The 26247-nt window shown below is 66.8% G+C and carries 17 protein-coding genes and 5 pseudogenes; 11 read left to right on the forward strand and 11 right to left on the reverse strand.

The features are described from left to right. Positions 1-3: 3 nt before the first annotated feature. The 5 genes from ACFU8W_RS39485 to ACFU8W_RS39505 form a co-directional block, all read right to left on the reverse strand. Positions 4-870, reverse strand: a complete 867-nt coding sequence (locus ACFU8W_RS39485; RefSeq protein ID WP_384048361.1) for an SMP-30/gluconolactonase/LRE family protein — start codon at positions 868-870, stop codon at positions 4-6. A gap of 33 nt (positions 871-903) precedes the next feature. Further along, complete coding sequence (locus tag ACFU8W_RS39490) at positions 904-1674, reverse strand: SDR family NAD(P)-dependent oxidoreductase (protein WP_384048364.1); 771 nt, start codon at positions 1672-1674, stop codon at positions 904-906. 89 nt (positions 1675-1763) lie between these two features. Then, positions 1764-2750: a substrate-binding domain-containing protein gene (locus tag ACFU8W_RS39495; RefSeq protein ID WP_384048367.1), complete on the reverse strand. Its 987-nt coding sequence runs from the start codon at positions 2748-2750 to the stop codon at positions 1764-1766. A gap of 31 nt (positions 2751-2781) precedes the next feature. Next, entirely contained in the window at positions 2782-3837 is a 1056-nt protein-coding gene (locus ACFU8W_RS39500; protein WP_384048370.1) for an ABC transporter permease, read from the reverse strand. Further along, a complete protein-coding gene (locus tag ACFU8W_RS39505; RefSeq protein ID WP_384048374.1) occupies positions 3834-4655 on the reverse strand; it encodes an ATP-binding cassette domain-containing protein in 822 nt (273 codons plus the stop codon). The genes ACFU8W_RS39500 and ACFU8W_RS39505 overlap by 4 nt, the downstream gene beginning before the upstream one ends. A gap of 140 nt (positions 4656-4795) precedes the next feature. Here ACFU8W_RS39505 and ACFU8W_RS39510 point away from each other — a divergent pair, with 140 nt between their 5' ends. The 5 genes and pseudogenes from ACFU8W_RS39510 to ACFU8W_RS39530 form a co-directional block, all read left to right on the forward strand. Then, positions 4796-5515 carry a GntR family transcriptional regulator gene (locus ACFU8W_RS39510; protein ID WP_384048377.1) on the forward strand — a complete coding sequence of 240 codons (720 nt, stop codon included), beginning with the start codon at positions 4796-4798 and terminating at the stop codon, positions 5513-5515. A gap of 97 nt (positions 5516-5612) precedes the next feature. After that, positions 5613-6466 (forward strand): annotated as a pseudogene (locus tag ACFU8W_RS39515) (fumarylacetoacetate hydrolase family protein). After that, positions 6463-7497 (forward strand): mannonate dehydratase, encoded by a 1035-nt coding sequence (locus ACFU8W_RS39520; RefSeq protein WP_384048380.1) that lies wholly within the window; start codon positions 6463-6465, stop codon positions 7495-7497. The pseudogene ACFU8W_RS39515 and the gene ACFU8W_RS39520 overlap by 4 nt, the downstream one beginning before the upstream one ends. Before the next feature lie 257 nt (positions 7498-7754). Continuing rightward, on the forward strand, positions 7755-8474 hold the full coding sequence (locus tag ACFU8W_RS39525; RefSeq protein ID WP_384048383.1) for a GntR family transcriptional regulator: 720 nt from the start codon (positions 7755-7757) through the stop codon (positions 8472-8474). 263 nt (positions 8475-8737) lie between these two features. Then, a pseudogene (locus ACFU8W_RS39530) lies at positions 8738-9088 on the forward strand (enolase C-terminal domain-like protein); the annotation flags it as partial. Positions 9089-9356: 268 nt separating this feature from the next. Here ACFU8W_RS39530 and ACFU8W_RS39535 read toward each other — a convergent pair. The 3 genes from ACFU8W_RS39535 to ACFU8W_RS39545 all read right to left on the reverse strand — a co-directional run bounded on the left by ACFU8W_RS39535 (position 9357) and on the right by ACFU8W_RS39545 (position 12551). Then, complete coding sequence (locus ACFU8W_RS39535; RefSeq protein ID WP_384048386.1) at positions 9357-10193, reverse strand: carbohydrate ABC transporter permease; 837 nt, start codon at positions 10191-10193, stop codon at positions 9357-9359. Then, the gene (locus ACFU8W_RS39540) at positions 10193-11026 is read right to left on the reverse strand and encodes a carbohydrate ABC transporter permease (RefSeq protein WP_384048389.1); all 834 of its coding nucleotides are present in this window, start codon (positions 11024-11026) and stop codon (positions 10193-10195) included. Before ACFU8W_RS39540 ends, ACFU8W_RS39535 begins: the two co-directional genes overlap by 1 nt. Before the next feature lie 235 nt (positions 11027-11261). Then, on the reverse strand, positions 11262-12551 hold the full coding sequence (locus ACFU8W_RS39545; RefSeq protein WP_384048392.1) for an ABC transporter substrate-binding protein: 1290 nt from the start codon (positions 12549-12551) through the stop codon (positions 11262-11264). 497 nt (positions 12552-13048) lie between these two features. Here ACFU8W_RS39545 and ACFU8W_RS39550 point away from each other — a divergent pair, with 497 nt between their 5' ends. Next, entirely contained in the window at positions 13049-14845 is a 1797-nt protein-coding gene (locus ACFU8W_RS39550; RefSeq protein WP_384048395.1) for a beta-galactosidase family protein, read from the forward strand. A gap of 180 nt (positions 14846-15025) precedes the next feature. Here the strand turns inward: ACFU8W_RS39550 and ACFU8W_RS39555 are convergent. Continuing rightward, positions 15026-15268: pseudogene (locus ACFU8W_RS39555) on the reverse strand (IS3 family transposase); the annotation flags it as partial. Between the two features lie 1201 nt (positions 15269-16469). On the opposite strand from ACFU8W_RS39555, the gene ACFU8W_RS39560 reads away from it, so the two are divergent. Both ACFU8W_RS39560 and ACFU8W_RS39565 read left to right on the forward strand, forming a co-directional pair. Further along, complete coding sequence (locus tag ACFU8W_RS39560) at positions 16470-20297, forward strand: discoidin domain-containing protein (RefSeq protein WP_384048397.1); 3828 nt, start codon at positions 16470-16472, stop codon at positions 20295-20297. A gap of 670 nt (positions 20298-20967) precedes the next feature. Continuing rightward, positions 20968-21162 (forward strand): hypothetical protein, encoded by a 195-nt coding sequence (locus ACFU8W_RS39565; RefSeq protein ID WP_384048400.1) that lies wholly within the window; start codon positions 20968-20970, stop codon positions 21160-21162. 6 nt (positions 21163-21168) lie between these two features. On the opposite strand, the gene ACFU8W_RS39570 is transcribed toward ACFU8W_RS39565, so the two are convergent. Continuing rightward, complete coding sequence (locus tag ACFU8W_RS39570; RefSeq protein WP_384048403.1) at positions 21169-22818, reverse strand: IS4 family transposase; 1650 nt, start codon at positions 22816-22818, stop codon at positions 21169-21171. A 134-nt stretch (positions 22819-22952) separates the two neighbouring features. On the opposite strand from ACFU8W_RS39570, the pseudogene ACFU8W_RS39575 reads away from it, so the two are divergent. Beyond that, positions 22953-23202, forward strand: a pseudogene (locus tag ACFU8W_RS39575) (helix-turn-helix domain-containing protein); the annotation flags it as partial. Positions 23203-23204: 2 nt separating this feature from the next. Here ACFU8W_RS39575 and ACFU8W_RS39580 read toward each other — a convergent pair. Continuing rightward, a pseudogene (locus ACFU8W_RS39580) lies at positions 23205-23764 on the reverse strand (tyrosine-type recombinase/integrase); the annotation flags it as partial. A 139-nt stretch (positions 23765-23903) separates the two neighbouring features. Between ACFU8W_RS39580 and ACFU8W_RS39585 the strand changes: the two are divergent. Continuing rightward, positions 23904-24311: a hypothetical protein gene (locus tag ACFU8W_RS39585; protein ID WP_384048406.1), complete on the forward strand. Its 408-nt coding sequence runs from the start codon at positions 23904-23906 to the stop codon at positions 24309-24311. 86 nt (positions 24312-24397) lie between these two features. Further along, the gene (locus ACFU8W_RS39590) at positions 24398-25870 is read left to right on the forward strand and encodes a hypothetical protein (protein ID WP_384048409.1); all 1473 of its coding nucleotides are present in this window, start codon (positions 24398-24400) and stop codon (positions 25868-25870) included. Positions 25871-26247 lie beyond the last annotated feature (377 nt).

The raw sequence follows: 26247 nt of genomic DNA on the forward strand, positions 1-26247 counted from the left end.
CGGTCAGCCTCCGAACCGGTGGGCGGGCAGGCCGCGGACGCCGAGGCCGCGGACGGCCAGGACGGAGCCGGCGGGCCCGGCCGGGCTGGCTCCGAGGCCTTCGCGCGCCGTGGTGACGTAGAGGATGTCGAGGTTCGGGCCACCGAAGGTGCAGGAGGTGGGCTGGTCGACGGGAAGGGAGACTTCGGCGAGGACGCCCCCTTCGGGGGAAAGGCGGAGGAGCCTGCCGCCGCGCCACATGGCGATCCACAGGCAGCCGTCGGCGTCGACGGTCATCCCGTCAGGCTCTCCGGCGGCTTCGGGGAAGCGGGCGAGGGTGCGGCGACGGGCGGGGGCGAGCCGGTCGGGCAGCACGTCGAAGGCGTTGACCTCGTGGGCGACGGTGTCGATGAGGTAGAAGGTGCGGCCGTCGGGGCTCCAGCCGAGGCCGTTGGGCTGTGTCAGGCCGTCGAGGACCGGTTCCGTCACCCAGTCAGGGGTCAGGACGTGGAGAGCCCCGCGGCCGGCGGCGAAGTCCATGGCGCAACTGCCCGCCCACAGCCGTCCTTGCGCGTCGCACTTGGCGTCGTTCATCCGGCGCCCGGGCGGCAGGACAGCCCGGCGGGTGGTCCAGCTGCCGTCGGCATGGACATCCGTGAACCCCTCGGTGGTGGCCGCGACGTATCCACCGGACGCCTTGGGGACGGCGGCGCCGACGAAGGTCGGCAGGGTGAGGGTGTGCGGGCGGGGCACGGCCGGGGCAGCGGTGTGAACGCGGCCGGTGAGGATGTCCACCCAGGTCAGCTGTCCGGTCTCACTGTCCCAGAACGGTCCTTCTCCGACGCGGGCCTCCCCGGGTATCGCGACGGTGATGTCGATGCTCAACTTCACTGCTCCGATCGTGGGTTGAAGGATCGTCGGTGATCAGTCGGGGAGGGCCACGGCAACTTGGGCGAGCAGGCCGCCGTCGACGGGTAGGGCGATGCCGGTGATGAAGGAGGCGCGGTCGCTCGCCAGGAAGGCGATGGCCTCGGCGACCTCCTCGGGACGGGCCACCCGCCCGAGCGGATGGCTGCGGCCCCACGTGGCGACGAGTTCGTCCGTCTCCTTCGGGCTGCCGGCGAACCCGGCGGCGGCGGTGCGCAGCATGGGGGTGTCGACGGAGCCCGGGCAGACGGTGTTGGCGCGGACACCGAAGGCGGCCTCGTCGACGGCGAGAGAGCGGGCGAACGCGTTGAGGGCTCCCTTGCTGGCGGTGTACGCGGCGACGTTCTTCTGGGTGACGAAGGCCTGGACGGACGAGACGAGCACGATCGAACCCGCGCCGCGGGCGCGCAGGGCGGGCAGGGCGTGCTTGGTGGCGAGGAAGGCGCCCTCGACGTTGACTGCCATCACCTCCTGCCAGGTCGTGCGCGGGGTGTCGGCTGCGGTGCCGTAGCGCTGGATGCCGGCGCAGGCGACGAGGATGTCGAGTCCGCCGTGGTGCCGGACGGCGTGACCGACGGCGGCGGCTACCGAGGACTCGTCGGTGACGTCGGTTTCGACGTAGGTGATCGCGTCGTGGACGGCGGCCTCCGGCGGTGTGACGGACGCGCACACCACCCGCGCGCCGCGGGCGGCCAGGAGCTCGGCCGCGGCCAGGCCGATGCCACTCGATCCGCCGGTGACCAGTGCGGACTTGCCCTCGAATTCCATGGGTGTGCGGTCCTTCTGCGAGGAGGCTGCGGGGAGGAGGTCACGGGGCCGAAGGGGGCGGCCCCGTGACGGAGCGCGGGAGGCGCGGTTTACTTGTACAGGCCGGTCTGCGAGGCCGGGGCGTCCAGGTTGTCCTTGGTGATGACCAGCGGGACGAGCGGCTGATCCTTGGGGATGCTGCGGTCGCCCTCGATGTACTTCAGCGCGTTCTTCACAGCCAGCTGGCCGATCTCGTACGGGTTCTGGGAGACGAGGGCGGTGAGGGTGCCGTTCTTGAGGTTGGTGACCTCCTGCGGGCTCGCGTCGTAGCCGAGCACGGCGATCTTGCCGGTCTTTCCGGCGGCCCTGACCGCGTTGGCCGCGCCCTCGGCGGTGATGACGTTCGAGGCGAAGACGGCGACCAGGTCGGGGTTGGCGGTGATGGCGGACTGCACCAGGCCGGCGGCCTGCGTGGCGGAGTCGTTGCCGGCGTACAGGTTGGGCAGCACCTTGTACTTGGACTGACCGTCGAAGGCCTCCCGGAAGCCCTTCTCGCGGTCGTCGATGGAGCTGATGCCCGGCTTGATGTGGACGAACACCACCTTGCCGCCTTCGGGCTTCTGCTTCATGAGCTCCTGGGCGCCCAGCTTGCCGCCCTGGACGGAGCTGGCCGCGATGGCGGTGAAGATCTTGTCGCTGTTGACGTTGTTGCCGGTCGTCATCACCGGGATGCCCTGGGCGACGGCCGCGGCGATCGGGGCGGCGAGCGCGGTGGCGTCGGTCGGGTCGATGACGATGGCGTCGGGCTTCTTCTGGACGACGGCCTGGAGGACGGGGATCTGCTCGGAGGCCTGGAAGTTGGCCGCGCCCTGCACGATCGGGGTGACCCCTGCGGCCTTGGCCGCGGCCTCGAAGCCGGTGATCTCGGTGGAGTAGTACGGGTCGCAGGTGCACCCGGGGATGAAGGCGATGGTGCGCTGCTTGCCGGAGCCGCCGGTCGCGCTCGCGGGGGCTTCGGAAGAGGAACAGGCCGACAGGGCGAGGGCGGCGACCGCGGCCGTGACCGCCAGCGCGGCCTGGGTGATTCTGCGGGACATGGGTTGATCCGTTCCGTGTGTACGGGGGAGGTCAGGACGCGCGCAGTTGCTGGCGGCGTTTGATGTCGTCGACGGCGACCGCGACGATGAGGATGGCGCCGATGGCCACCGTCTGCCAGAACGGCTGGACGTTGACGATGACCAGTCCGTTGTTGAGCACGGCCGGGATCATGACGCCGACGGCGGTGCCGAAGAGGGTGCCGCGGCCGCCGAAGAGGCTGGCCCCGCCGATGATGACGGCGGCGATGGCGACGAGGTTGTCGGCACTGTGGCCGCTGACCTGGGTGGTGGTGTACCGGGCGACGTCCAGGACGCCAGCCAGACCCGCGAGGGCGCCCATCATGGTGAAGAGTACGACCTGGTGGCGGGTCACCTTGATGCCGCTGCGGCGGGCGCCTTCGGCGTTGGAGCCGATGGCGTAGGTGTACCGGCCGAACTGCGTCTTGGCAAGGACGAGGCCGGCCACGACGGCCACGGCGGCGGCGATCCACACAGGCAGCGGCAGCCCGAGCACCTGGCGCATGCCGATGCTGGTGACTATCTGTGGCGGCAGCCCGGTGACGTCGGTGCCCTTGGTGATGACCTGTGCCAGGCCGAGGCCCATGCCGAGGGTGCCGAGCGTGATGATGAACGAGGGGATCTTCAGCCGGGTGACAAGGACACCGTTGAGCAGGCCCCACGCCGCGCCGACGGCCACGGCAACGGCGATGCCGAGCGTGATGGCGGCAGCGGCGTTGGGGTAGCCACTTTCCGCGGACCCGCTGACCGCGACGATCGTCTTGGCGGCGATCACCTGGCTGAAGACCAGCACGGATCCGATGGACAGGTCGAGCTGGCCGCCGATGATCAGATAGGCGGTGCCGACGGCCAGCAGGATCGTCCCGGAGGCGTTGAACAGGATGTTGCGGAAGTTGTCCGCGTTGAGGAACGTTCCGCCGGCCTGAACCGAGAAGGCCACAACGAGGACGATCAGCGCCAGGAAGACCCAGTTGCTCGTCAGCGCGGCGACTGCGCGGCGCACGCGGTTCGCGGTGTCCGGACCGGACACGTCCGCGCCAACCGTGGGGACGGAGAGATGGGGAGTCATGGTGTGTTTCCCTGCGGGTCGGTCGGGGTTCCGGTCGCCGCGCCTGTGATGGCGGCGACGATCTCGTCGTGCGAGGTGGTGGCGGGCGACAGCGTCGCGGCGGTGGAGCCCAGACGGAGCACGACGATGCGGTCGGCCACGTCGGTCACGAACGGCACGCTGTGGCTGATGACGACGACGGCGATGCCCCGGTCCCGGGTGCGCTTGATCAGCTGGGCGACCTGCTCGGTCTGTACCAGGCCCAGCGCGGCCGTGGGCTCGTCCATGATGACCAGCTCGCGGGCCCAGATCCCGGCCCGGGCGATCGCCACGGTCTGGCGCTGGCCGCCGGAGAACATCCGCACCGGAGCCTGGTAGTCGGGAACGCGGGCGCCGAGGGTGCGCAGGTAGTCCTCCGCCTCGGTCTGCATCCGCTTGTTGTCGAGGACGCCCAGCCCGCCCAGCAGTCCAGGCTTGCGGCGCTCACGGCCCAGGAACAGATTGGCGGGGGCGGACAGGTCGTCGGCCAGTGCGAGGTCCTGGTAGACGGTCTCGATGCCCGCGGCACGGGCGTCCGAGGGATTGGCGAAGTGGACCTGTTCGCCGCGTACGCGCAACTCGCCGCTGTCCGGAGCGAGGGCGCCCGACAGGATCTTGATCAGCGTGGACTTGCCCGCGCCGTTGTCCCCCATCAGGGCCACGACCTCGCCGGGGGCCACATCCAGGGACACGTCGGTCAGTGCCGTGACGTGGCCGAAGCGCTTGGAGATCCCAGTGGCCGAGAGCACGGGGACGTCCGGGCCGGAACCGGAGGGTGGTGTCGTATTCGATAGATGCATCAGCACGAGTCTTCCTCTCTCATTGGCGACTCAGCTGCTCTGCGCAAGAAGTTCCAGGTGCATCCGTTTGTAACCCGGAGGCGGCCTGGCGGTAACTCGGATGCTTGCATACAAGTTCTCCAGTATGCAAGGATCATGTCGTGAAATCGGATCGAAACCTCTCAGGCGGCCCGCCGGCCCTCGCATCGGTGGGGCGGGTGCGTGTCCGCCAGCGGACCTCCGACCGGGTGTACGAGGAGTTGGCTGCGGCCATTCGTGACCTGCGGATCGAGCCGGGTGCGTCGTTGTCGGAGACGGATCTGGCCGAGCAGCTGCAGGTCAGCCGCACGCCGCTGCGCGAGGCCATCGCGCGGCTGGTGGACGGCGGTCTCGTTTCGGTCGTGCCCCAGGTGGGCACCCGGGTGGAGCCGATCCGGCTGCACGATGTGGAGCAGGCGCGCTTCGTTCGCGAGAGCCTGGAACTGGCCGCGTTCGCCGCGGCTTGCGAGAAGCCGGAGCGGGACGTCACCGGGCTGCGCACCCTTCTCGCTGAACAGGAACGCTGTCATGAGGCCCATGACCTCGGCGGTTTCTTCGCCGCCGACGAGGCGCTCCACCGGCAGATCTTCGAGATGAGCGGCTATCCGGGCGCCTGGCAGCTGATGCAGCCGATGAAGATGCACCTGGACCGGTTCCGGCGGCTCAGCCTGCCCGACCCCGAGACAGTGCGGGTCCTCATCGACGAGCACACGGCGATCGTGGACGCGCTGGAGTCCGGCGACGCCATACACGGCCACGCCAACATCAGCAGGCACGCCCGCAGGGTCCTGGAGACCGCCCCCGGCCTCCAGGACCGCTACCCCGGGTACTTCGCCGGATGAGGACCGGACGAGCAGGCCAGGCCGGACCGACTGCGCCGGCCGCCGACGGCGGGCTCCGCACGGGGCCGGCCTTTCCTTCCCTACGGAAAGGACCATCATGAGATTCCTGCGCATCGGCCCCCCCGGCGCCGAGACGCCCGTCGTGGCCACCCAAGACGGCGAGTACCACGACCTGCGCTCCGTCACCGCCGACATCGACGGCGCCTTCCTCGGCAGCGGCGGAGTGGAACGCGCCCGCGCCGCGCTTGCGGTCGGCGCCCTGCCGCCCTTCGACGTCACCGGCCTGCGCATCGGCCCCCCCCCGTGGCCCGCCCCGGCGTCGTGCTGTGCGTCGGCCTGAACTACGCCGCCCACGCTGCCGAGTCCGGAACGCCTCCGCCGGAACACCCGGTGGTGTTCTACAAGGCCCCCAACACCGTCGTCGGCCCGTACGACGACCTCCTGCTCCCGCGCGGATCGGACCGGACCGACTGGGAGGTCGAACTCGCCGTCGTGATCGGCCGGAAGGCCCGCTACCTGGAGTCACCCGAGCAGGCACTTGCCTGCGTCGGGGGATACACCGTCTCCAACGACGTCTCGGAGCGCCGGCTCCAGCTGGAGACCAGCGGTGGCCAGTGGTCCAAAGGCAAGAGCTGCGAGACGTTCAACCCATTGGGCCCCTGGCTGCTGACGCCCGACGAGGTCCCCGACCCCCAGGGGCTCGGGCTGCGGTCCTGGGTCAACGGCGAGCCCCGGCAGTCCTCCTCGACGGCGGACATGATCTTCGATGTCGCCAAGCTGATCCACCTGCTCAGCCAGGTCACGGTCCTGGAACCCGGCGACATCGTCAACACCGGCACCCCCGAGGGCGTCGCGCTCTCCGGCCGGTTCCCCTATCTCACCGAAGGCGACCTCGTCGAGGTCGAAATCGACGGCCTCGGCCGGCAGACCCAGAAAGCGGTACGAGCATGACCCTGAGGCTCTCCCTCGGTCACATCGACATCTACGACGACAGGACGGCGACCTTCGCCCATCAGCTCGGGCTCACCGGCGTCCAGCTCCATACCCCCAACCTGCTGCCCGGCGTGGCGGGTTACTGGAGCCTGGAGGAGCTGCGGGCGCTGCGGGAACGCTGCGACGCCGACGGGTTGCGGATCGACGGCCTGGAGAACGTCCCCCTGGCCCACTTCTGGAAGATCCAGCGGGGCCTTCCCGGGCGGGACGAACAGATCGAGAACTACCGCACGACCATCCGGAACATGGGCGCGGTCGGCATAGACATGCTCGGCTACAACTGGCTGCCGACGTTCGTGTGGCGCACCGACATGGACGTGGCCGGCCGCGGCGGCGCCAAGGTCACCTCCTTCGACCTGGCAGGTATCGGCGCCGGCAACGCGCTCGCCTCCTACCGACTTTCGCCCACCGAGCCGCTGTCCGAGCCGATCACAGCCGAGCAGATGTGGGCCAACCACCAGTACTTCCTCGACGCCGTCCTGCCCGTCGCGGAGGAGGCCGGGGTACGGCTGGCACTGCACCCGGACGACCCGCCGGTGGACGAGCCGCTGGGCGGCGCGGCGCGCATCTTCAACTCGCCGGCCTCGCTGGCCGCAGCGCGCGAGCAGGCGAAGGGAAGCCCGGCCTGGGGATTGGACCTCTGCCTCGGCACGGTCTCCGAGATGGGGGGCGAGGACGCCGTCGCCGAGGTCATCGACACGCTCGGTCCGCTCGGTGCGATCTTCTACGTCCATTTCCGGGACGTCCAGGGAACCGTCCCGTCCTTCCGTGAGTGCTTCCTCGGCGAGGGCAACTACAACCCGGCGCGTGTCATACGCCGCCTCCACGACGTGGGATTCGACGGCTTCATCATCGACGACCATGTGCCGGCCATGGTCGGCGACCCCGACACCTGGCTCGACATTTCTTCCGACGCCTACTGCAGCCGCGGCCGCGCCCATGCGATCGGCTATCTCCAGGGCGTCCTCAACGCCCTCGACCTCGACTGAGGCGCGATTTTCCCCGGAAGTTCCAGCGGAAAGCTCCGGACGCGCACGCAGAAAGACCGAGTGCGCGTCCGGGGCTTCGGCAGTTCGGTGGCAGGAATTCTCCGGGAGTATTCGGGAGTCCTGCCCGCGACTACGAGAGGCTGGGAAACCGGTCCGGACGCGGCAGCTCTCCAGGGGCCGCGTCCAGACCGGGCGGGCACCCTCAGCCCCGCAGGGATACTTGCATACAAGTGGGCGGGCGTGCGATGATGATCGACATGAAGTCGGAGCGCAGTGGTCTGAATGCGGTGTCGGCGCTGGCGTCGGTCGGTCGTCCCCGGACGCGCCAGCGGACCTCCGACCGGGTGTACGAGGAGTTGGCTGCGGCCATTCGTGACCTGCGGATCGAGCCGGGTGCGTCGTTGTCGGAGACGGATCTGGCCGAGCAGCTGCAGGTCAGCCGCACGCCGCTGCGCGAGGCCATCGCGCGGCTGGTGGACGGCGGTCTCGTTTCGGTCGTGCCCCAGGTGGGCACCCGGGTGGAGCCGATCCGGCTGCACGATGTGGAGCAGGCGCGCTTCGTTCGCGAGAGCCTGGAACTGGCCGCGTTCGCCGCGGCTTGCGAGAAGCCGGAGCGGGACGTCACCGGGCTGCGCACCCTTCTCGCTGAACAGGAACGCTGTCATGAGGCCCATGACCTCGGCGGTTTCTTCGCCGCCGACGAGGCGCTCCACCGGCAGATCTTCGAGATGAGCGGCTATCCGGGCGCCTGGCAGCTGATGCAGCCGATGAAGATGCACCTGGACCGGTTCCGGCGGCTCAGCCTGCCCGACCCCGAGACAGTGCGGGTCCTCATCGACGAGCACACGGCGATCGTGGACGCGCTGGAGTCCGGCGACGCCATACACGGCCACGCCAACATCAGCAGGCACGCCCGCAGGGTCCTGGAGACCGCACCGGTCTTCCAGGCCCGGTATCCCGACTACTTCGCGGACTGAGTTCCGAGAATTCCCGCACTCTTCCGGTCGATCCGACCTGCACGTGCCCGGCCGACACCGCGTACACGCCAACCAGGCCAAGCTCACGCAGTGGCTCCGCTACAAGACCACGCCGGGTACTGCGGGCAACCTGAACTCGATGGACAAGCGGCAGGAGGACTTCCCGACCACGCCGGAGGGTTCGAAAACCTGCCCCCCGTCTCCTTCTACGTGGGCAACGGCCAGCAGAGCATGCATGACGGGACCCTCGCGCAGGGCGAGGCGAGCAGGTCGATGTCCCGCTGTTGGTCGCGGAGACCTCCGACGGCGCGCACATGAACGTCGGCGACTTCATCGCGACCGGCTCGGCGGGCCGGGTCAGGAGAAGCGCGCAGTTGAAGGGCGGGATCACCGGGGCCATGCGCATCGCGCATCTGGCCAACAGCTGCCAGCTGCGGGCCGAGGTGCACGGCAGCGGCGTGGTCAACGCCCACCTGTGCATGGCGATTTCCAACACCACCTACTACGAGTCCCTGGTGTACACCAACCCCGTGCAGCGCGAGCCGGCGGTGGGTGCCGACGGGCTGGTGCAGGCCCCGACGGCACCCGGCATCGGCTTCGGCCAGCCGGGTTGATGAACTCTCGCCGGTCGCTACGCTCCGCATGCTCATCCGGCCGGCGACACCGCAATACCGCTGGGACGGCCGCCCGACCACCCGACGTCTCAAGTGATCTCTACTGCCGGAGGCCCGAAAGGCAGATTGTCGCAGGACCGTGATCCCGGCCCTGCGGCGATCTGCCGCTCCGCGGCACGAGGTACTCGGCAACCGGGCCCTCTTCACTCTTTGTGTGCTGGTCCCTCCAGAGCGTAGCCCGAGCCGGTATGGGTCGGGCGAACCGGGACTAGAGCTTGACGGCGCTGGAGGCCAAGCCGGAGCGCCAGAACCGCTGGAGCAGGACGAAAGCTAGGACAAGCGGGAAGATCGAGACCAGGCAACCGGTGACGACGACGTTGTAGTAGAGGGTCTGGGGCTGGCTGTTCCAGGAGAAGATCCCGAGCGTCACGGGCCACAGCCGGTGATCGTTGAGCGTGACCAACGGGAGGAAGAAGTTGTTCCAGATGCCGACGAACTGGAAGAGGAAGATTGTCGCCAAGGCGGGGGTCATCATCCTGACACCGATGGTGAAGAAGATCCGGAACTCACCGGCGCCGTCCATCCGCGCGGCGTTGAGGACGTCTTCGGGTACGGCGTCAGCAGCGTAGACCCGGGCAAGGTAGACCCCGAACGGGCTGGCGACAGTGGGGATCAGCACCGACCACACAGTGTTGATCAGGCCGATCTGCGAGAACAACAGGTACAGCGGCATCACCAGCAGCGACGACGGGAGCAGGACGGCTCCGAGGATGACTCCGAACACGACCTGCCGTCCGGTGAAGGTGTAGCGGGCCAGCGCGTAGCCGGCCATGGCCGACACCAGGGTCGCCGCGGCGGCGCCCACGCCCGCGTACAGCACGCTGTTGAGCAGCCAGCGGCCGAAGATCCCGTCGTCCATGGTGAACAGCTGTCTGAGGTTGGTGACCAGGTTGAAGTGGGAGAACCACAGGGGCTGGCTGCTGAACAGCGCGGTGCTGCTCTTGGTCGAGGAGATGAGAAGCCACCACAGCGGCATCAGGAAGTAGGCGCCAGCGACGAACATCAGGGACGCGGGGAGCAGGCCGCGGGGGCGGGTCGGGAGCATCAGCTGGCGGACCTCTCGGTGAATCGGCGTGTCAGGTGCAGGAATCCGAAGGACAGGACGAAGGTGCCGAGAGCGAGCAGTACCGCCATGGCGGCCGACAGGTTGTAGTCGTTGAAGGTGAAGGCCACGTTCTGCACGGCCATGTTCGGTGTGTAGGTGGCGTTGATCGTCGAGGTCAGGGCTCTGAGGACGGTGGGCTCGTTGTAGAGCTGCACCGTGCCGATGATCGAGAACACGCCGGTGAGGACGAGTGCCGGGGCGACCAGGGGGATCTTGATGTGCCAGGCGATGCGCCAGGGGCCGCAGCCGTCGACCTCGGCGGCCTGGTAGAGCTCGGTAGGCACGGCTTGCAGCGCCGAATAGATGACGATCATGTTGTAGCCGGTCCAGGTCCAGGTCACGATGTTCGCGATCGAGGCCAACACCAGGTGCCGGGACAGGAAGTCGACGTCGAGGCCGAACGTCGAGAATGCCTGCACGAACGGGCTGGACCCCTTCAGATAGAGGAACGCCCACATGATCGCCCCGATCACCCCGGGCACGGCGTAAGGGAGGAAGGCCGCCAGCCGGAACCACCGCGCCAAGCGATCCTTCTTGGCGTCGACGACCAATGCCAGCAGCAGCGCGATGCCGAGCATGACCGGGACCTGAACAGCTCCGAACAGCAGCACGCGCCACACGCCCGCGGTGAAGTCGTGATTGTGTAAAGCCTGGGTGTAGTTGGTGAATCCTGCGAACGCCTGCGTCGGCGGGGTCAAACCCAGGCCTGAACGCTTCTGCTTGAAGAAGCTCTCGTATACGGCGTAGCCCAGCGGGGCGAGGAACGACAGCATGAACGTGACGGCGAACGGCGCGAGCAGGCCGCAGACCGCGATGCGTCGACTACGTTGGGCAATGCGCCGTCGGCCACGTTGCCGGGAAGGTGCCGACCGTCGGTGGGCTGTTGTGGGAGGTGCTTCGGCGACACGAGTATCCATGTTCTTCCCTGATCTTCAGGCCGATGGGGCGGCCGGTGAGTGAGGCGGGGCTGTCGTGGGGTCCGGCCGCAGCGGACCCCACGACCTGGCCTCACCCGGTGGCGACCGACAGGCCCTTGGCCTTCATATCGGCGTGCATCTTGGCCTCGGCCGACGTCAGCGCGTCCAGGATGCTCGGCCCACCGGATTGCACCTTGCCGAGCTGGTCCAGGATGTTGCTGTTCATCTGGCTGTTCATCGGGCCCCACGTCCAGGTGGACGGGATGGTGGGCATTTCGGCGCCGAAGACCTTGTAGACCTGCTGGCCGCCGTAGAACGGCAGTCCTTCCGCCAGCATCGGGGAGTTCACGCCGGACTTCGCCGCCGGCAGGATGCCGGCGGCCTTGACGATCGGGTCCAGGCCGGCGGCTTCGGTGCTGATCCAGGTGGCCGCGGCGACGGCCTGCTCGGGGTGCTTGCAGCCGGTCAGGACGGAGGTGGCCGAGCCTCCCATGTTTCCCCCCGCCGGATTGGCGGCGTCCCAGGAGGGCACCGGGGCCACAGCCCACTTCCCGCTGGAGGTGGCCGCGTTGTCCTTGAGGATCGGAGCGAACCAGACCGGCCCGATGTAGGAGGCGATGGTGCCGTCCTGCAGGTGGTTGAACCAGGTCGGTTCGTAGCCGTTCTCGGACAGGGCGAGCTTCCCGTCGAGCAGGTGCTGCCAGTAGGCGGCGACCTTCGCGGTGGCCGGGTCGTTGAAGTCCACCTTCCAGGAGTCGCCTACTGTGTCGAACCACTTGGCGCCGGCCTGCTGGGCCAGGGCGATCAGCCAGCTGACGTCGTTGCCGGTGTAGGTCGCCAGATACTTGTGAGGGTCAGCCGCGTGGACGGTGGCGGCCTGCTTGGCGTATTCGTCCCACGTCTTGGCCGGTTTGATGCCGTACTTCTTGAACAAGTCGGCGCGGTAGAACATCCCGATCGGTGAGGAGTCCATCGGGATGCCGTACACCTTGCCGCCGACCTGCACGCCGCTCCAGGCCACCGGGTAGAACTTGTCCTGCTCCGGTGATGCCTTCTCGGAGATGTCCATCAAGGTGCCGTCCATCACGAAGCTCGGTATCGACTCGTCGCCGACCTGCCCAAGACACGGACCGTTGCCGGCCTTCACGGCGGCCTGCATCTTCGCGTAGCCGCCCTTGCCGCCGGAGGCAATGGTGTTGTATTTGACCTTGATGTCCTTGTGGCTCGCGTTGAACGCGGCGACGGCCTTGTCGTAGCCCGGCGCCCAGCCCCAGAACTCGATGGTGACCGGTCCGGACGACGCGGCCTCCGGGGCCGAGTCACCGGAGCCGCAGGCCGTCAGGACCAGACCCGCGGCCATGGCCACAGCTGCCACTCTCATGGCAGTGATGCGAGAACGTGCCATTGTGTTTCCTCCGACGGCTCAGGGAAGCGATTGGTGACGGACAGGGCACCCGAGGAGGCCCTGTGGATGAGGTGGTGCGCAGCCGCAGGCCCATCCCAGAGACTCGCGTTCCCTCGCGCCATGCGCAGCGCGCCGGGCCGATCGTGAGGCCCAGGGTCGATACATCGTCGCGACCCGGTGCTCGATGTATCCCACTTATTCGACAGGCGAGTTGAGCGCCCGTCATGTTTACTTTCGGTGGTTCTAGTCCGAAACTGTTGTAGATTCGGGCCTGCAGTGGGCATAAGTGTGCGGGTCTGTGCCCGACGCGTCAAGAGTCAAGCCGCATCTATCGGCCCCTGGAGGGCACTTAGTTGGGAAACATGCATGCCCACAGATGGGAATCATGCATGTCCGCGAGGCCAGCGTTCGGGCAGAGTCCCGACGCTCGGCATCCACCGTCCGTCACCCACAACCACTGGAGATGAGGCACCATGAACCCCCAGCCAGGACTCACCGTCGACAGGGACCGTTTGCTGCGCAACGGCCGCGAACACCGCGTCGTCTCGGCGGCGATCCACTACTTCCGCATTCACCCCGGCCTGTGGCGCGACCGTCTGGAGCGGGTGCGCGCCCTCGGATGCAACACCGTGGAAACCTACGTGCCTTGGAACTTCCACCAGCCGACACCGGACGTCGCCCGCTTCGACGGCTGGCGCGATGTTGAAGCCTTCATCGGCGAGGCCGGTGCTCTCGGGCTGGACGTGATCGTCCGGCCCGGACCGTACATCTGCGCTGAGTGGGACTTCGGGGGCCTGCCTTGGTGGCTGCTCGCCGACGACGCCCCGGGTCTGCGGTGTGCGGACCCTGACTTCCTCGCCGCCGTGGACCGCTGGTACGACACGCTGATCCCGATCATCGCCCGGCTTCAGAGCTCGGCAGGAGGTCCGGTTGTAGCGGTGCAGGTGGAGAACGAGTACGGCAGCTACGGCGCCGACTCCGAATATCTGGCACACCTGCGCGACGGCCTGACGGCGCGCGGCATCGACTGTCTGCTGTTCACCTCCGACGGGTACGAGTCCTGGAACCTGGCGGGCGGGACCCTGCCGGGAACACTGGCCACGGTGAACTTCGGATCCCGGGCCCACGACGCGTTCGCCGCGCTGCGCGAGGCCCGGCCCGACAGCCCCCTGTTCTGCATGGAGTTCTGGAACGGCTGGTTCGACCACTGGGGCGAGCAGCACCACGGACGGCGGGCCGACGACGCGGCGAAGTCCCTCGAGGAGATCCTCGCCGCTGGTGCGTCGGTGAACATCTATATGGCGCACGGCGGTACCAACTTCGGCTGGTGGGCCGGGGCGAACCACACTGGCGTCCGGCAGAGCGATCCCGGATATCAGCCCACGACAACGAGCTACGACTACGACGCTCCGGTCGGCGAGGCCGGCGAGCTGACCGAGAAGTTCCACCTGTTCCGCGAGGTCATCGGTCGCTACGCCGAGCTGCCGGACGGCCCACTGCCCGCGCCGCCGTCCCGTGTACGGCCGCAGACGGTCGCCCTGCGCCCGACGGCTGCGCTCCGCGACCACACCGATGCGCTGGCTGCGACCTACCGGCGGCGCACACCCGAACCGCTGGAGAAGCTGGGCCATGGCCACGGGCTGGTGCTCTACCGGCGCCGCGTGACCGCGGCCCCGGGACCGGCGACCCTCTACATCGAGGGTGTCCGCGACTTCGCGCACGTCTTCGTGGACGGCTGCCTGGTCGGATGCCTGGAGCGTGACATGCCGGTGCCGGGCTTCGAAATCGACGTCCCCGACGGCGGGTTCGACCTGGAGATCCTGGTCGAACCTTTCGGCCGAGTGAACTACGGCCCCCATATAACCGATCGCAAAGGTCTGATCGGCAGCGTGCGGGTGCGGCAGCAGCTCCAGTTCGGGTGGGACATCCACGTCATGCCCCTGGATGATCTCAGCCCTGTGCCGACCGATGCGGCGGCGATCGGCACCGAAGGCCCAGTGTTCCGCCGCGCGGAGGTCGAACTCCCGGAGAGCGCCGACGCCTTCCTCGCCCTGCCGGGAACTTCCCGCGCTCTCATCTGGGTCAACGGCTTTCTGCTCGGCCGGCATTGGGACCGCGGACCTCAGCGCACGCTGTATGCACCGGGCCCGCTCTGGCGCGCCGGAAGCAACGACGTCGTGGTGCTCGACATGGAGGGGACAGGGGCTTCGGTACTGGAGGTGAGGAGCGAGCCGGACCTCGGACCGCAGGATTTCCTCGCATCCGCCTGACCGTGTCGGAAGCTCTTCGACGGCCCATGACGGCTCCCTCGTACAGCGGATACATGGGCCATTGAAATCAGGTGGTTGGCCTCCGCGAACGGCCTGCGCAGACGGCGCCGCCGAGAGAGGTCACCTGCCGCCGATCGCGCTCCAAGCCCCTGTGCTGTATGGGCTTGCTGCGCGTCAGATCGTGCGGATCTTCTTCCCGCGTCGGGCGCCCTCAAGGCGGTCGAGCATCAGCCGGGCGACGGTGCAACGGGCCACCGGTATGCCTTCGCGGTGCATCTGCCGCCGGACCTTCCGAACTCCGTAGACGCTGAAGTTGTCCGTGTGGACGCGGCTGATCTGAGTTTTCAGCTCCGTGTCGCGGATCGACCGGGCGCTGGGGGAGCGGTTCTTGGCTGCATAGTAGGCGCTCGTTGCGATTCGAAGGCACGGAAGCCGGGCCACGAGTCGACGAGAGAGCGACACGGGACCCGTTGCGCGTGCCTGGCCATCGTCATGGGTTGGCTTTGTTGCATGCCGGCGCGCCACAAGTGCCTCCATTAGAGCCCTTGCCGGGCGAGAATAGATCTGATCTACTTCCCCCGTTCTTGGCCAGGATGCGAAACATCCTGGCATCCCTGAATGCAGCGGTGTGGGCAGGAGGGAGGCTTCGATTCTGCGACTTGAGGACGGCTGTGGGGGCGGATGGGCCGCTGAAGATCTACAACAGCGGGGCATCGGCCATCTCGACAAGTACAAGGACGTGTAATGAAAAGATTGCACAAGATCCAGTGCAGCGTCGTCGCGATCGCGATGGCGCTCGCCTCTGCGGTCGGCAATTTCCGCAGCAGACGCAGGGGTATTCACTCCCCTTGTCCGCCACCATCTGCTGTGCGACCAGCGTGCCGTCCTGCAACATCGCCCCCCAGCACCATCACTGCCTGCCCGGCTGTATCCCGCGAGCCCCGCAGGCACTTGCTGTCCACGGCCACCCGCGCCTGCCCCTCGAAGCCTCGCAGCAGCTTCTCCAGTCCGCCCCATGACCGCGCTGCGGTGCCTTCGGCCTGGGGAAGGCACCGAACTCGGACACGATGCGCCGCGTGGTCACCGACCTGTAGTGGGTCAGATGTATTAGGTCTATCTTCCTGAAGGTGACAGATAGATTTTGTTTGACTGCTTGACTGGCCCGCGATCAAACCACACACTGCTGTGGGTCTGGGGTGCATACGCAGGTCTGGGCGGGGAGGGGGGCTTCGGTGAGGACTGCAGGCCGTCAAAAGAGTCTGAACCATGCGAGATCTGCGGTCAGTTGAAGTTGAGCATCTCGCAACCCGTCTCGGCACGACATCGAGGCGCCGCCGCTCCCGTGCCCGGGGTGCCACCGTGGACTGGCGCGTCGCTTCCCTCGCAGCAGAGGTAGCCGGCTGGTCCTGAACAACGACACTGGCGCTGTCGCCGGTGTTCTGAGTGAAGGAACGCCGACAAGTTCACCCTCACCTCCGCCACGGTAGGAGCCGTTCCTGACGCGTCGCGCGCCTGTCACTCCCGCATGCCCTGCAATGGCGGGGCGCGGAATGGTCACTGATGAAGAGGGGATCACTCGGCAGTGAGAAAAAGTCATAGAAAGATTGCGTCTTCCTTAGGGGTGATGATCATTGCATCACTCCTATTTGGTGCATCAACGGCAAATCAGGCATCTGCGCAGCAGGTGACAGGGAACGCTCCGTTCATCAACTCGTGGCTGGTGTCGGGCCCGTTCGATTCTCCGGTGGTCGACAAGCAGTACGACTGTGAAGCCGATGACTCGAAGCCCGGGTGGTCAGCCGTCGCCGACAGTGTCGAGACCGCGGCGGAGAACGGTGCCGCGGCCAACGCGGTCGACGGTGACCCGTCGACCATCTGGCACACCGCGTACTCCGGCGGTGTCGCACCCATGCCGCACTGGCTCGACATCACGCTGACCGAGCCGCACGTGATCGACAAGCTGACGTACCTGCCACGGCAGGGCGGCGGCACCAACGGGAACATCGCGAACTACGAGGTGTCGGTCAGCAACGACGGCGTCTCGTGGGGCACACCGATAGCCACTGGCACATTCAGCGCCGGGGCCGAAGTGAAGACGGTCACCTTCCCACCGGTCACTGCCAAGCACGTGCGGCTGCGGGCCCTGAGTTCGCAAAACGGGCAACCCTTCACCTCGGCCGCCGAGGTCAGCCTGTACGGTTCTGCGGGATTGCCGTCCGGCACCTACACCCCAGTCGACGGGAAGACGAAGGTCACCCCGAAGGTGGGCGAGTCGCTGAGCTTCGGTGACGAAGGCGCCAAGTGGGAGTACCTCGACGACCGCATTTACAACCGGACCTACGACGACTACCAGGATCTCTACGGGTACTACTCCGTAAAGAAGGGTGTCGATACGCGGAACAAGTACGTGTACGCGCACACGTACGTCTACAGTCCGGTCGAGCGGCAGGCATATTTCAATGTCGGGGCGAGCGGTTCGTATCGGCTGTATGCGAACGATAGCTGCCTGACGGCCCCAAGCACTCCGGTGGAGGTGCAGAAGGATCTGACGAAGCAAGCTGTTCAGCTGCACGCAGGCTGGAACAAGCTGATGATTCAGATCAAGCACACCTACACCGAGGACGTGAATTCAAATGGCGTGCCGATCGCCAAAGACCAGAACGTAGCCTATCTCGGGTTCTACGGCCGGGTGACGGACCAGAACGGCAACAAGATCAATGACCTGGTCAATTCCGTGGCAGGGCCGTCGGGGAGCCTGCAGATCGTGTCGCAAGGACTCTCGACCGACGATGCGATCCACACTTCGCTTCCGCAGGGCAACATGCCGACCGGCTACAAGGAATGGCCGTACGTCTGGAACAAGTCAGCCGCCTCCAACAAGTACGGCGTCTCCGCTTCGGCTTTCCAGTTCATGGCTGCTGGTGGCGCGCCGGGTTATACGTGGAAGATCGTCGACGGGAAGTTGCCCGGAGGTCTGGAGCTGGACCCTGACGGCTCCATCGCGACCGGACTGGTCGACGGGAAAGCCGACCTGAACAGCACCAAAGGCATCATCAGCATCAACACCAGGCCGGGCGACTACCACTTCACCGTCCAGGTGGCCGACAAGGACGGGAACACTGCTTCAAAGGACTTCACCATCACGGTGAAGGAGCGCCCCAACAAGTGGTTCGAAGAAGGCAGGGTCGGTGCACTGACCCATGCCACCCCGACATACAACTACTTCGTGGATCCGAACTACTCCGTTGACCGATGGGCAGAGAGAGCGAAGCGTCAAGGACACTCGCTGGTGTCGGTCGAGTCGCTGCAGCAGAACTACCTCTGGCCGTCCAAATTCGCAGACCCGAAGCACAGCAGGGCAGAGTATCTTCCCAAGGATGAGAACGGGAAGGTGGTAGACGGACTGAGGCAGTACGAGCAAGCAGTAAAGCGTCACGGCATGAAGTTCGGCTTGTACTACGCAACCGAGGGTGGCGGTCTGCAGCATTACTCCACTGATGTGCTCGTGCAGAACGTGGAGGATCTCATCCACCGCTATGCTCCGGACTATCTTTACTTTGACGGTCCGCAGGCAATGCCCAACGCCAATTTCGACGTGATGTACAGCCTCATTCGCAACTACAGCGACGAGGTCGTCGTGAACTCGAACGCCTGGGGCGTCGAGTACGGCGATCCGGACCTGCGAACCGACGAGGCGTCAGGCATCTACTCCCCAGCGCATGGGAATCACCTTCTGAAGCGGACGGTCATGGAACCGTGGAAGATGATCCACACGAAGAACATGTTGTCGCCGTACTACGGAAAGCGCGACGACTTCAGGCAGGTCGCCAAAGAAATGCTGATGAACGCTGGTCGAGGTCTTGTCGACAACAACGATCAAAGTGTTATCGACAGCCGGGGACCGAACTGGGACTCTCCCCAGGACATCGCCACGAGGTACCCGAAGGCTGTACAGGAGTTCATCGATGTAAGAGAAGGGCTGGCCGACTGGTTCGGGCCGAAGGGTAAGCCGGAGCGGCACGAGTCCACGACGGGCACAACGCCGTACTTCCTGGCCGGCTACGGCTACGAGGACGACGGACGAGGAAATTACGAAAAGTTCGCTCGCCCCAACAGCACGACTGGCCCGCAATGGGGTTACGCGACCGCCCGGGACAACAACATCTACCTTCACATCATGAAGGGGCCGGACGGCAAGAAGGGCCTCGATGCGATCAGCGACAAGTCGCTGACCATTCGCCCGGTCAAGGATCGGGTCAGTTCGGTGAAATGGCTGAACAGTGACAGCCCGGTCACGTCGTTCGAGCAGGACGGCGACAGCCTGACCATCAACCTGGCTGATCTGCAGGAAGACCCGATCGACACGATCATCAAGATCGTGACCGACAATCCTGAGCGCAAGTACAAGCTGACCAACATCGATGTGACCGGTGAGCAGCTGGCGCCGAAGGTGTTGAAGGTCAATGCCGAGGGCTACATGACGTATCCCGCCCTGAAGGCCAAGCTTTCGCGCGTGACCTACAGCAGCGCGAATCCTGGGATAGCTGAGGTTCGCCCGAGTGGAATCGTGCATCCGGTGTCGGATGGCACGACGAGCATCACGGTTCGCGGCACTTATGAAGGAGTGACCAAGCAAGGCGAACTGAAGGTGACGGTCAAGGATGGCCTCGTCTATGCCGCCGACACGATCAGCGCATCGCTGATGGTGGAGGGGAAAGAGGCATACGGCGAGTTCGGCCTGAACGACGGGCTCGAGTACAAGCTCGAAGGCAGGTCGGCCACAGGCGGGCCCATCGGATTGGACGCTGCACAGGTCAAATGGCATGGCGGAGTCGTCGATCTGACCGGCGGGGACAAGTACAAGCCGGTCGCCATCAAGGAAACAGATACGTTCGCGTTCAAGGGGAACAAGGTCATCACCCCGCAGGTCGAGGCATCCACGAGAGGAGTCGTCTGGGCAGACGTGACACTGAACGGTAAGACCTATACGACAAACCGGGTATTCATGGACCTGCTGCCGTACCGGAACCTTGCGAAGGGTGCCGAGATCACAGCCGGCCAGGGCCAAGATGCGGTGTCGAACCTCACCGACGGCAGGCTCATCGACGGCGATCACTTCGATCAGTCGAAGTGGTCGGTACCAGGAAGCGAGCAGACTTGGATTCAATTCAAGCTTCCCGCGAAGTCTGATGTCTCGAACATCGCCATCAACTTCAACACGCTGGATCAGCGATACGTCAACACGCCCAAGACGATCAAGATCCAAACCAGTGTCGACGGCGTGACCTGGAACGATGCCAGCACCGTCAACGGCCCAAAGGGCACTGCCTATTTCGGGTTCAGCGACCAGTACCCGCTTAGCGCACAGGCCCAGTACGTGAAGTTGGTGTTCGACGGCGGCTCGAACGGGTCAACTACCGACCTGCTCGAGGTCGCCATCAACGGAAGGTAGGTGACCGGTAGCCGGTCAGCGTCGTGGTTTTTACCAGTCACGACGCTGGCCGGTTGCCAACGAAGGAGGACCGGTGCCAGCGCCTCAGTCCGTGCAGGTCAGTGCCTACGGTCGATGTGTCCACCATCAGTGACCCAGGCCGGGGGTGCCCAATGAGCCAGCCCGGGAGTGATGCCGACCGCATGCGTCGCAGAGAGTTGCACGACGCCGCGTCGGCTGGGGAAGGTCCCCGCCCATTGCCGTGGACCAGCCCGGAGGGGAAGCCCTGCTACCTGAGCACTGATGGCCGGGGCTACCTCTCTACCTCGCCGACAGCATCGAGACGGTGCAGCTTGGCATGGGCCAGGAGCTGCTGGAGTACGCCCGAGAAGCCACGGCACCCGGAGCGCCAACTCTTTCGGCACCGAATACCGTTGGCTGGCCTGCCGGTTGATCGAGGCCCTGGCGGACGCGCTCCGTCTGTTCGCCACGCACCGCCGTGTAACTGTCAACGTGGTCTCCGCGGAAGTCGCCACGAGCTGACCGGAGTTTCGGCCAAGCCTGAGGCCGGGGGAACGGTTGCAGTGGGTTCAGGCGAGGCCTTGGCGGTGCGCGTAGGCGATGGCCTGGCCTCGGTCGCAGCTGCCGGTCCAAGGACGCCGAGTTGCTTGTGCTCCGGCATGAGAATGCGGTGCTACGGCGTCAGCTTGCAGAGCCTGTCCGCTACGAGCCCGCAGACCGGTTCTGGCTGGCCGCCCTGTCCAGGCTGATACCCCGCTGCCGCTGGCGCGAAGTCTTCCCCGTCATGCCCGGGACCCTGCTGGCCTGGCATCTCAGGTTGATCGCCGCGAAGTGGGACTACGGGGCTTCCCCCAAGGCCGGGTAGTTAGCGTTATCGCAGGTCATGCAAGGGAGTTGGTGACCACATTGTGGCGGTGTAGAGGCCGGGGCCGATCTTGTGGATGAGGCCGTCGGCGGCCCAGCGGTTCAGTTGTCTGTACATGGTGTCCAAGGTGATGTCGCCGAAGTGAGCGGCGATTTCACGAGGCCGCCACAGGCGGGTGGGGTCTTCGTGAAGCAGGGACAGGATCCGGTGCCGACGGCGCTCGGCGGGGGCGGCATGCCGGTCGTCCCTCGATGCGGTGGGCAGCGTGCGCTCTTCGGCCCCGGGCACGAGGACGGTGACGTCAAGGCTCGTGACCGCACGGCTGGTGTCGGGCCGGCTGTCGTCGCGGCGCTCGCTGTAGCGGGACATGGGTGACTTGACTTTGCGGGTGCTGACGCGCTGCCGCCTGGGTGGCAGGAGGCGGTTCAGGAGCCGGTGCCCGATCAGCCCGACCAGTTCGGTGCCGTCGCTGCTGGAGACGACATCGGCGGCCTGGATGACCTGGTCACGGGCGGTTTGGAGGGCAATGGTGAAGCAGCAGCGGTCCGGATCGGTGCCGGGCCGCGACTCCGCGGCGTCGACCATCACGGTCCGCAGCACCTGGTAGAGCGTCAGCAGGGCCCACATCTCCTGCTCGACGCCGACCGGGTCGCCCGAGCGGAGGTTCCGCCCGGCCATGATCGTGTGCCGGAGGGCGTAGTACGCCGATTCGTGTTCCCACCGCTGGTGATAGAGGGCGACCAGGGCGGTGGCGGGGTAGCGGCGGGCATCGGTCAGGGTCGTGACCAGCCGGTAGGCGCCGGTAAAGGTCGTGCCGTCCGCGCAGGTCACCGTGATCTGCGCGTCGACGATCCGCACGCGTACGGTGCCGATGACCGACAGGTACGAGCCGTCGGCGAGCCGGGCCAGGACAGGGGTGCGGCGATTACTGCGGAGCCGGCCCAGCACCTGAGCGCGGGTCGCGGCCACCGCGGCCAGGAAGTCGTTGCCGTCGAAGCCCTTGTCCCACAAGACCAGCATGTCCGGCCGCAGCAGATGCAGCAGGCGGGAGGCATAGCCGGTCTCGCCCTCGGCGGTCGGTCCGAACACCGCGCCGATCAAGGCCCGCGTTCCGGTCTCGACCAGCGTCATCAACTCCACTGTCGGATAACCGTGATGAGACGTACGTCCCAGCCAGGCCCGGTTGCGTGCGCTGTCGGGGACCCGCTGGGAACTGCAGCCGTCGAACGACACCGTCCGGTACGGGCCGAACCGCACACCCGGCGTTGTCGGCTGGGCCAGTGGCCCCACGAGTATCTCGAACAACGCCCGCACCGGCGCCACCCCCAGCCTGCGGCGCAGGTCCCGCAACGCCTTCGCGGTCGGAGAGACGACCGGCATCCCCACCAGCGGTGCCGTCAGCTTGTCCCAGACGAGCCGGTAGCCGACCTCGGGGAACAGACACATCGCGAGCAGGAAGTAGACCCCTACCCGGGACGGGAGATCACGCAGCCGCCGCTGTACCGTCCGCGTCTCCTGAAGGACCGCGTCGACGAGCTCAAACGGCACGACAGCGGTCAGTGCACCCAGATGGCCCGGCGCGAACCGGCCCGCGGCCACGGTGACCGTACGGGTGATGGCCGTCACGGCGGACGGCAGGACAGAATGGAACGGCAACGGAGCTCCTCGGGTACAAGCTGTCTTGGACGACTTTCTGTACCAACGAGCTCCGTTGCTCTGCGTCGGGAATCCTTCAACTCCCTTGCATGACCTGCGAGAACGCTAACTACCCGGCCTTGGGGGAGGGCCCCTACAGCGCCCGACGCGCCCGCACCGGACGGCCACCGACCAGTGCCGCCCTCAGGGAGCTGATCCTGCAGTTTGCCCGGGAGAACCCGCGATGGGGGCACAGGCGGATCCAGGGCGAACTGGCCCGACTTTGGGTATCCGACCGCAGCCTCCACGGTCTGGGGGATCCTCCACACGGCCGGCATCGACCCGGCCCCGCGCCGTACCGGCCCGACCTGGACGGAGTTCCTCACCAACCAGGCCGAAGGCATCCCCGTCGAACCCTGCGTGCGGGTGCGCTGGAGGGAGCGGTGGATGGTGACGGTGCCGCCGTCGAGGTCGAGGTCTTCCCAGTGGAGGCCGAGGAGTTCGCCCTTGCGGAGTCCGGTGCGCAGTGCGAGTTCGTACAGAGCGTGCAGCCGGTTGTCGTTGGCCTCGTAGAGGAACTGCCGGGCTTCGGAGACGGTGAGAGGCTGGAAGCGTCTGGGGCGGGGCGTGGCGGTCTTGACGTTCCGGGCGACGTTGCGTGGCAGCTCGTCCTCGCGGACGGCGCGTTCCAGGGCGGATTTGAGGACGGCGTGGACGTACGTCACGGTCAGCGGGGACAGGCGCTTTTCGCAGCACTGGCCGATGGCGCAGCAGGACCGCCGGACGGAGTCTCGTTCCTGGGCGCAGCATTGGCAGGTGGTGCGGAGCCCGTCGAGCAAGGTGCGGACGTCGCGGGCGGTGAGCCGGGCGAGCTTCTTGGTACCGAGGCCGGGGTTGAGGTGGAGGCGGCGTAGCGGGGGTGGGTGTTCTCTCGCAAGTGGTGAACGGCGACGCCGTCCAGCCAGTACGCAGGGAGATTCGGGTGTCCTTTCAACCGGATACGTCGTTGTCCACAGAGACCTCTCTGTCCACAGGGGGCTGGGAGCTTTGACGGGGCGGTGCCACGATTGCCTTATACACACATTTTCAGGGAGGGGATCGAGGTCATGAGCGCAGAGCTGAACAGAGTGAGTGAAGCGCTGTCGGAGTCGGACGCATACACGGTTCTGGCCGCCGCATGGGATGCGCTGGACCTCGCGGGCCGTCTGGCGGACGCCATCGCTTGGGACAACGCGAGCGACGAACTGCAGGCGCTCGTCGTTGCGCAGGAATGCTTCACCGCCCGGGATCTGCTGCCCGTGCCGGAGACGGGCGTTCCCCTCAAGCTGGCAGAGATCGAGCCCGGAACGGCCGGTGTTGCTCCCTACATCGGCCTGCTCGATCGGACCCATGGGGCGCTTGTTCGCCTCGCCTCGGCCGGGGACAGCAGCTCAGGCGCGCAGAGCCGCCTGAGCGAGGCGGCCCGACACGCATCCGCCGCGCGGGAGGCCCTCACGACGGTCCGGGAGCAGTAGTGGCCACTCTGGGAGAGCTCTTCGATACAGCCGGCGCGAATCTGCGAGCCGCGGCCGAGCAGCCCGTCACGTCTGACCGGGCAGCCGTGAGCCGCCTCTTAGACCAGTTCTTGGCGGATCTGGCTGCGGGGCTCAGCGTCATCGACGACGCCTCGCCGGCCAGCGACCTCGGCTTCCACGTTGCCCAGGCCCGAGATGCATTGCAGACAGCTCAGCGACTGCTGCCATCCCCGGCGGCGATCGCGTCCGGCTCGGCGGGGGACGGCATCGCGGGTGCGACCGCAGCTGTCAACGCGGTGCGTGATCTCATCGAGAGCCATCACGGGCCCGACCGGGCCCCGCTGACCGCTTACGCCTACGCGTTCAGTACCCGTCCCGCTCGCGAATACCTTGCCCGACGGTCCGCCGAACTCGTGTGGGAGGCAAATCGGATCGTTATCGTCCTGGGCAGGGGCGTCGAGGACCCCGGCGTTGAAGCAGCCTTCGCCAATGTCCGATCATCTCTGGCCAAGGCTGCGGTATTCGGCCGGGAGGGGACCCGGAACGCCGACTGGGGGATCGCGGCCTTCTCGCTCGCATTGCCCGTCGAACCGGTCCAGGCGCACGGCAGCGACGACACCCGGGATGTTCCCGAGCGCCTGGCTGAGGACTGCGACCGGCTGTCCCGGGTCGCGTTCGACACCCTGCACGACCGATCCGGACATCGGCTGAGCGGATCGGACCTGCAACAGCTGTCCCGCTGGACAGCGATGGGACGCCTGCTGTCGGGCCGATTGCTGTTGCGCGTCGCCGAACAGCTCCCGGACGCGGCGATCGCTGCAGTTCAGCGGGAGGCAGCCGGAGCCCTGCGGAGTTCCGCACAGGCGTGGCAGCAGTCTGCGGCCGCGTGGCATCGGATTGTGGACCTGGCAGACCCTCGGGCCCACCCCAAACTGCCGCCGCCCAGCTATGACATCGTCCGACGCGGCCAGGTGGTCCGCCTGCCGCAGGTCGTCCCCCACCCGGCCACCGTGATCGCCCACACCTCGGCCGTGCGGGTGGGCCAGCTGCTGTTCGGTGCGCAGTGGCGACCGGACGGAGCAGGACGCGCCGAAGCGCGGCCAGTTCGCGAAATCCTGGACGACGTGCAGGGCGTGGGCGCTCTGGCGGCATTGCTGTACCGGCTGCCCGCCACCGGGTGGCAGCTGGCCGCAGCCGCGCCGCTGGCGGTGAAGCGGGCACAGAGCGGACTGGTTACCGACTCCGTCGAGCACCGACCCGGCCCCGACAATCCAGGACAGCGGCGCTTCTACTCTGTTCACCACCGACAACTGGACTCGCTGACCGGCACGTACCGAGCCGTGATGCCCGCCGAGCAGATCGCTGCGGCAGCACTGCTGGAGACGGCACGCCAGGGCGGAGCCACCGTCCCACGAGCTCTCCTCGATGCCGCGGCGCACCGTAACATCGCGGCACAGCAGCCATGGGGCCATGCGCAAACGCCGCGTCCCGCCGTACGAGCTGGGATCCCCGGGCCGCGCACGCAGCCATCTGCACTGGGGGGAGGATTCCGTCTGTAGCTCCTGCCCGGCAGATTCGTCCTTTGCGGACCGGTCGGATCGCTCGTCGCAGCGCGGCGTTTCTGCTGGTCAGAGCAGGCATGGTGGGCACGGATGCACAGGCTTACGAAATCAAATAGGGCCATCCTTCACACCCAGTAGCCCAAGGAGGTGTGGCCTCACAACCGCCTCGTGTGGGTGATGGCCCATGTGTCGTCCGCACTTCTGCGGCGGAGAGCCGTTGACCCTGGCATGTGAAGGATCATGTGTATGACAGTCGGTGCCGTACTACTCGTGTCGGCCCCGACGCTCGCGGAGGCCAACGGCAAGGTCAGTTCCGTTGAGACTCACCGATGTACCCGGAGCGAGGACTACTGCATCGTCATCGAATACACCGA

It is taken from the genome of Streptomyces sp. NPDC057565 (assembly GCF_042801455.1).
Taxonomy (GTDB): Bacteria; Actinomycetota; Actinomycetes; order Streptomycetales; family Streptomycetaceae; genus Streptomyces; species Streptomyces yanii.

Excerpts from the sequence above, each read along its gene's own strand:
- ACFU8W_RS39490 (WP_384048364.1), bottom strand. The coding sequence starts at position 1,674 with ATGGAATTCGAGGGCAAGTCCGCACTGGTCACCGGCGGATCGAGTGGC.
- ACFU8W_RS39495 (WP_384048367.1), bottom strand. The coding sequence starts at position 2,750 with ATGTCCCGCAGAATCACCCAGGCCGCGCTGGCGGTCACGGCCGCGGTC.
- ACFU8W_RS39500 (WP_384048370.1), bottom strand. The coding sequence starts at position 3,837 with ATGACTCCCCATCTCTCCGTCCCCACGGTTGGCGCGGACGTGTCCGGT.
- ACFU8W_RS39505 (WP_384048374.1), bottom strand. The coding sequence starts at position 4,655 with ATGCATCTATCGAATACGACACCACCCTCCGGTTCCGGCCCGGACGTC.
- ACFU8W_RS39520 (WP_384048380.1), top strand. The coding sequence starts at position 6,463 with ATGACCCTGAGGCTCTCCCTCGGTCACATCGACATCTACGACGACAGG.
- ACFU8W_RS39525 (WP_384048383.1), top strand. The coding sequence starts at position 7,755 with ATGAAGTCGGAGCGCAGTGGTCTGAATGCGGTGTCGGCGCTGGCGTCG.
- ACFU8W_RS39535 (WP_384048386.1), bottom strand. The coding sequence starts at position 10,193 with ATGCTCCCGACCCGCCCCCGCGGCCTGCTCCCCGCGTCCCTGATGTTC.
- ACFU8W_RS39540 (WP_384048389.1), bottom strand. The coding sequence starts at position 11,026 with ATGCTGTCGTTCCTCGCCCCGCTGGGCTACGCCGTATACGAGAGCTTC.
- ACFU8W_RS39545 (WP_384048392.1), bottom strand. The coding sequence starts at position 12,551 with ATGAGAGTGGCAGCTGTGGCCATGGCCGCGGGTCTGGTCCTGACGGCC.
- ACFU8W_RS39550 (WP_384048395.1), top strand. The coding sequence starts at position 13,049 with ATGAACCCCCAGCCAGGACTCACCGTCGACAGGGACCGTTTGCTGCGC.
- ACFU8W_RS39560 (WP_384048397.1), top strand. The coding sequence starts at position 16,470 with ATGATCATTGCATCACTCCTATTTGGTGCATCAACGGCAAATCAGGCA.
- ACFU8W_RS39585 (WP_384048406.1), top strand. The coding sequence starts at position 23,904 with ATGAGCGCAGAGCTGAACAGAGTGAGTGAAGCGCTGTCGGAGTCGGAC.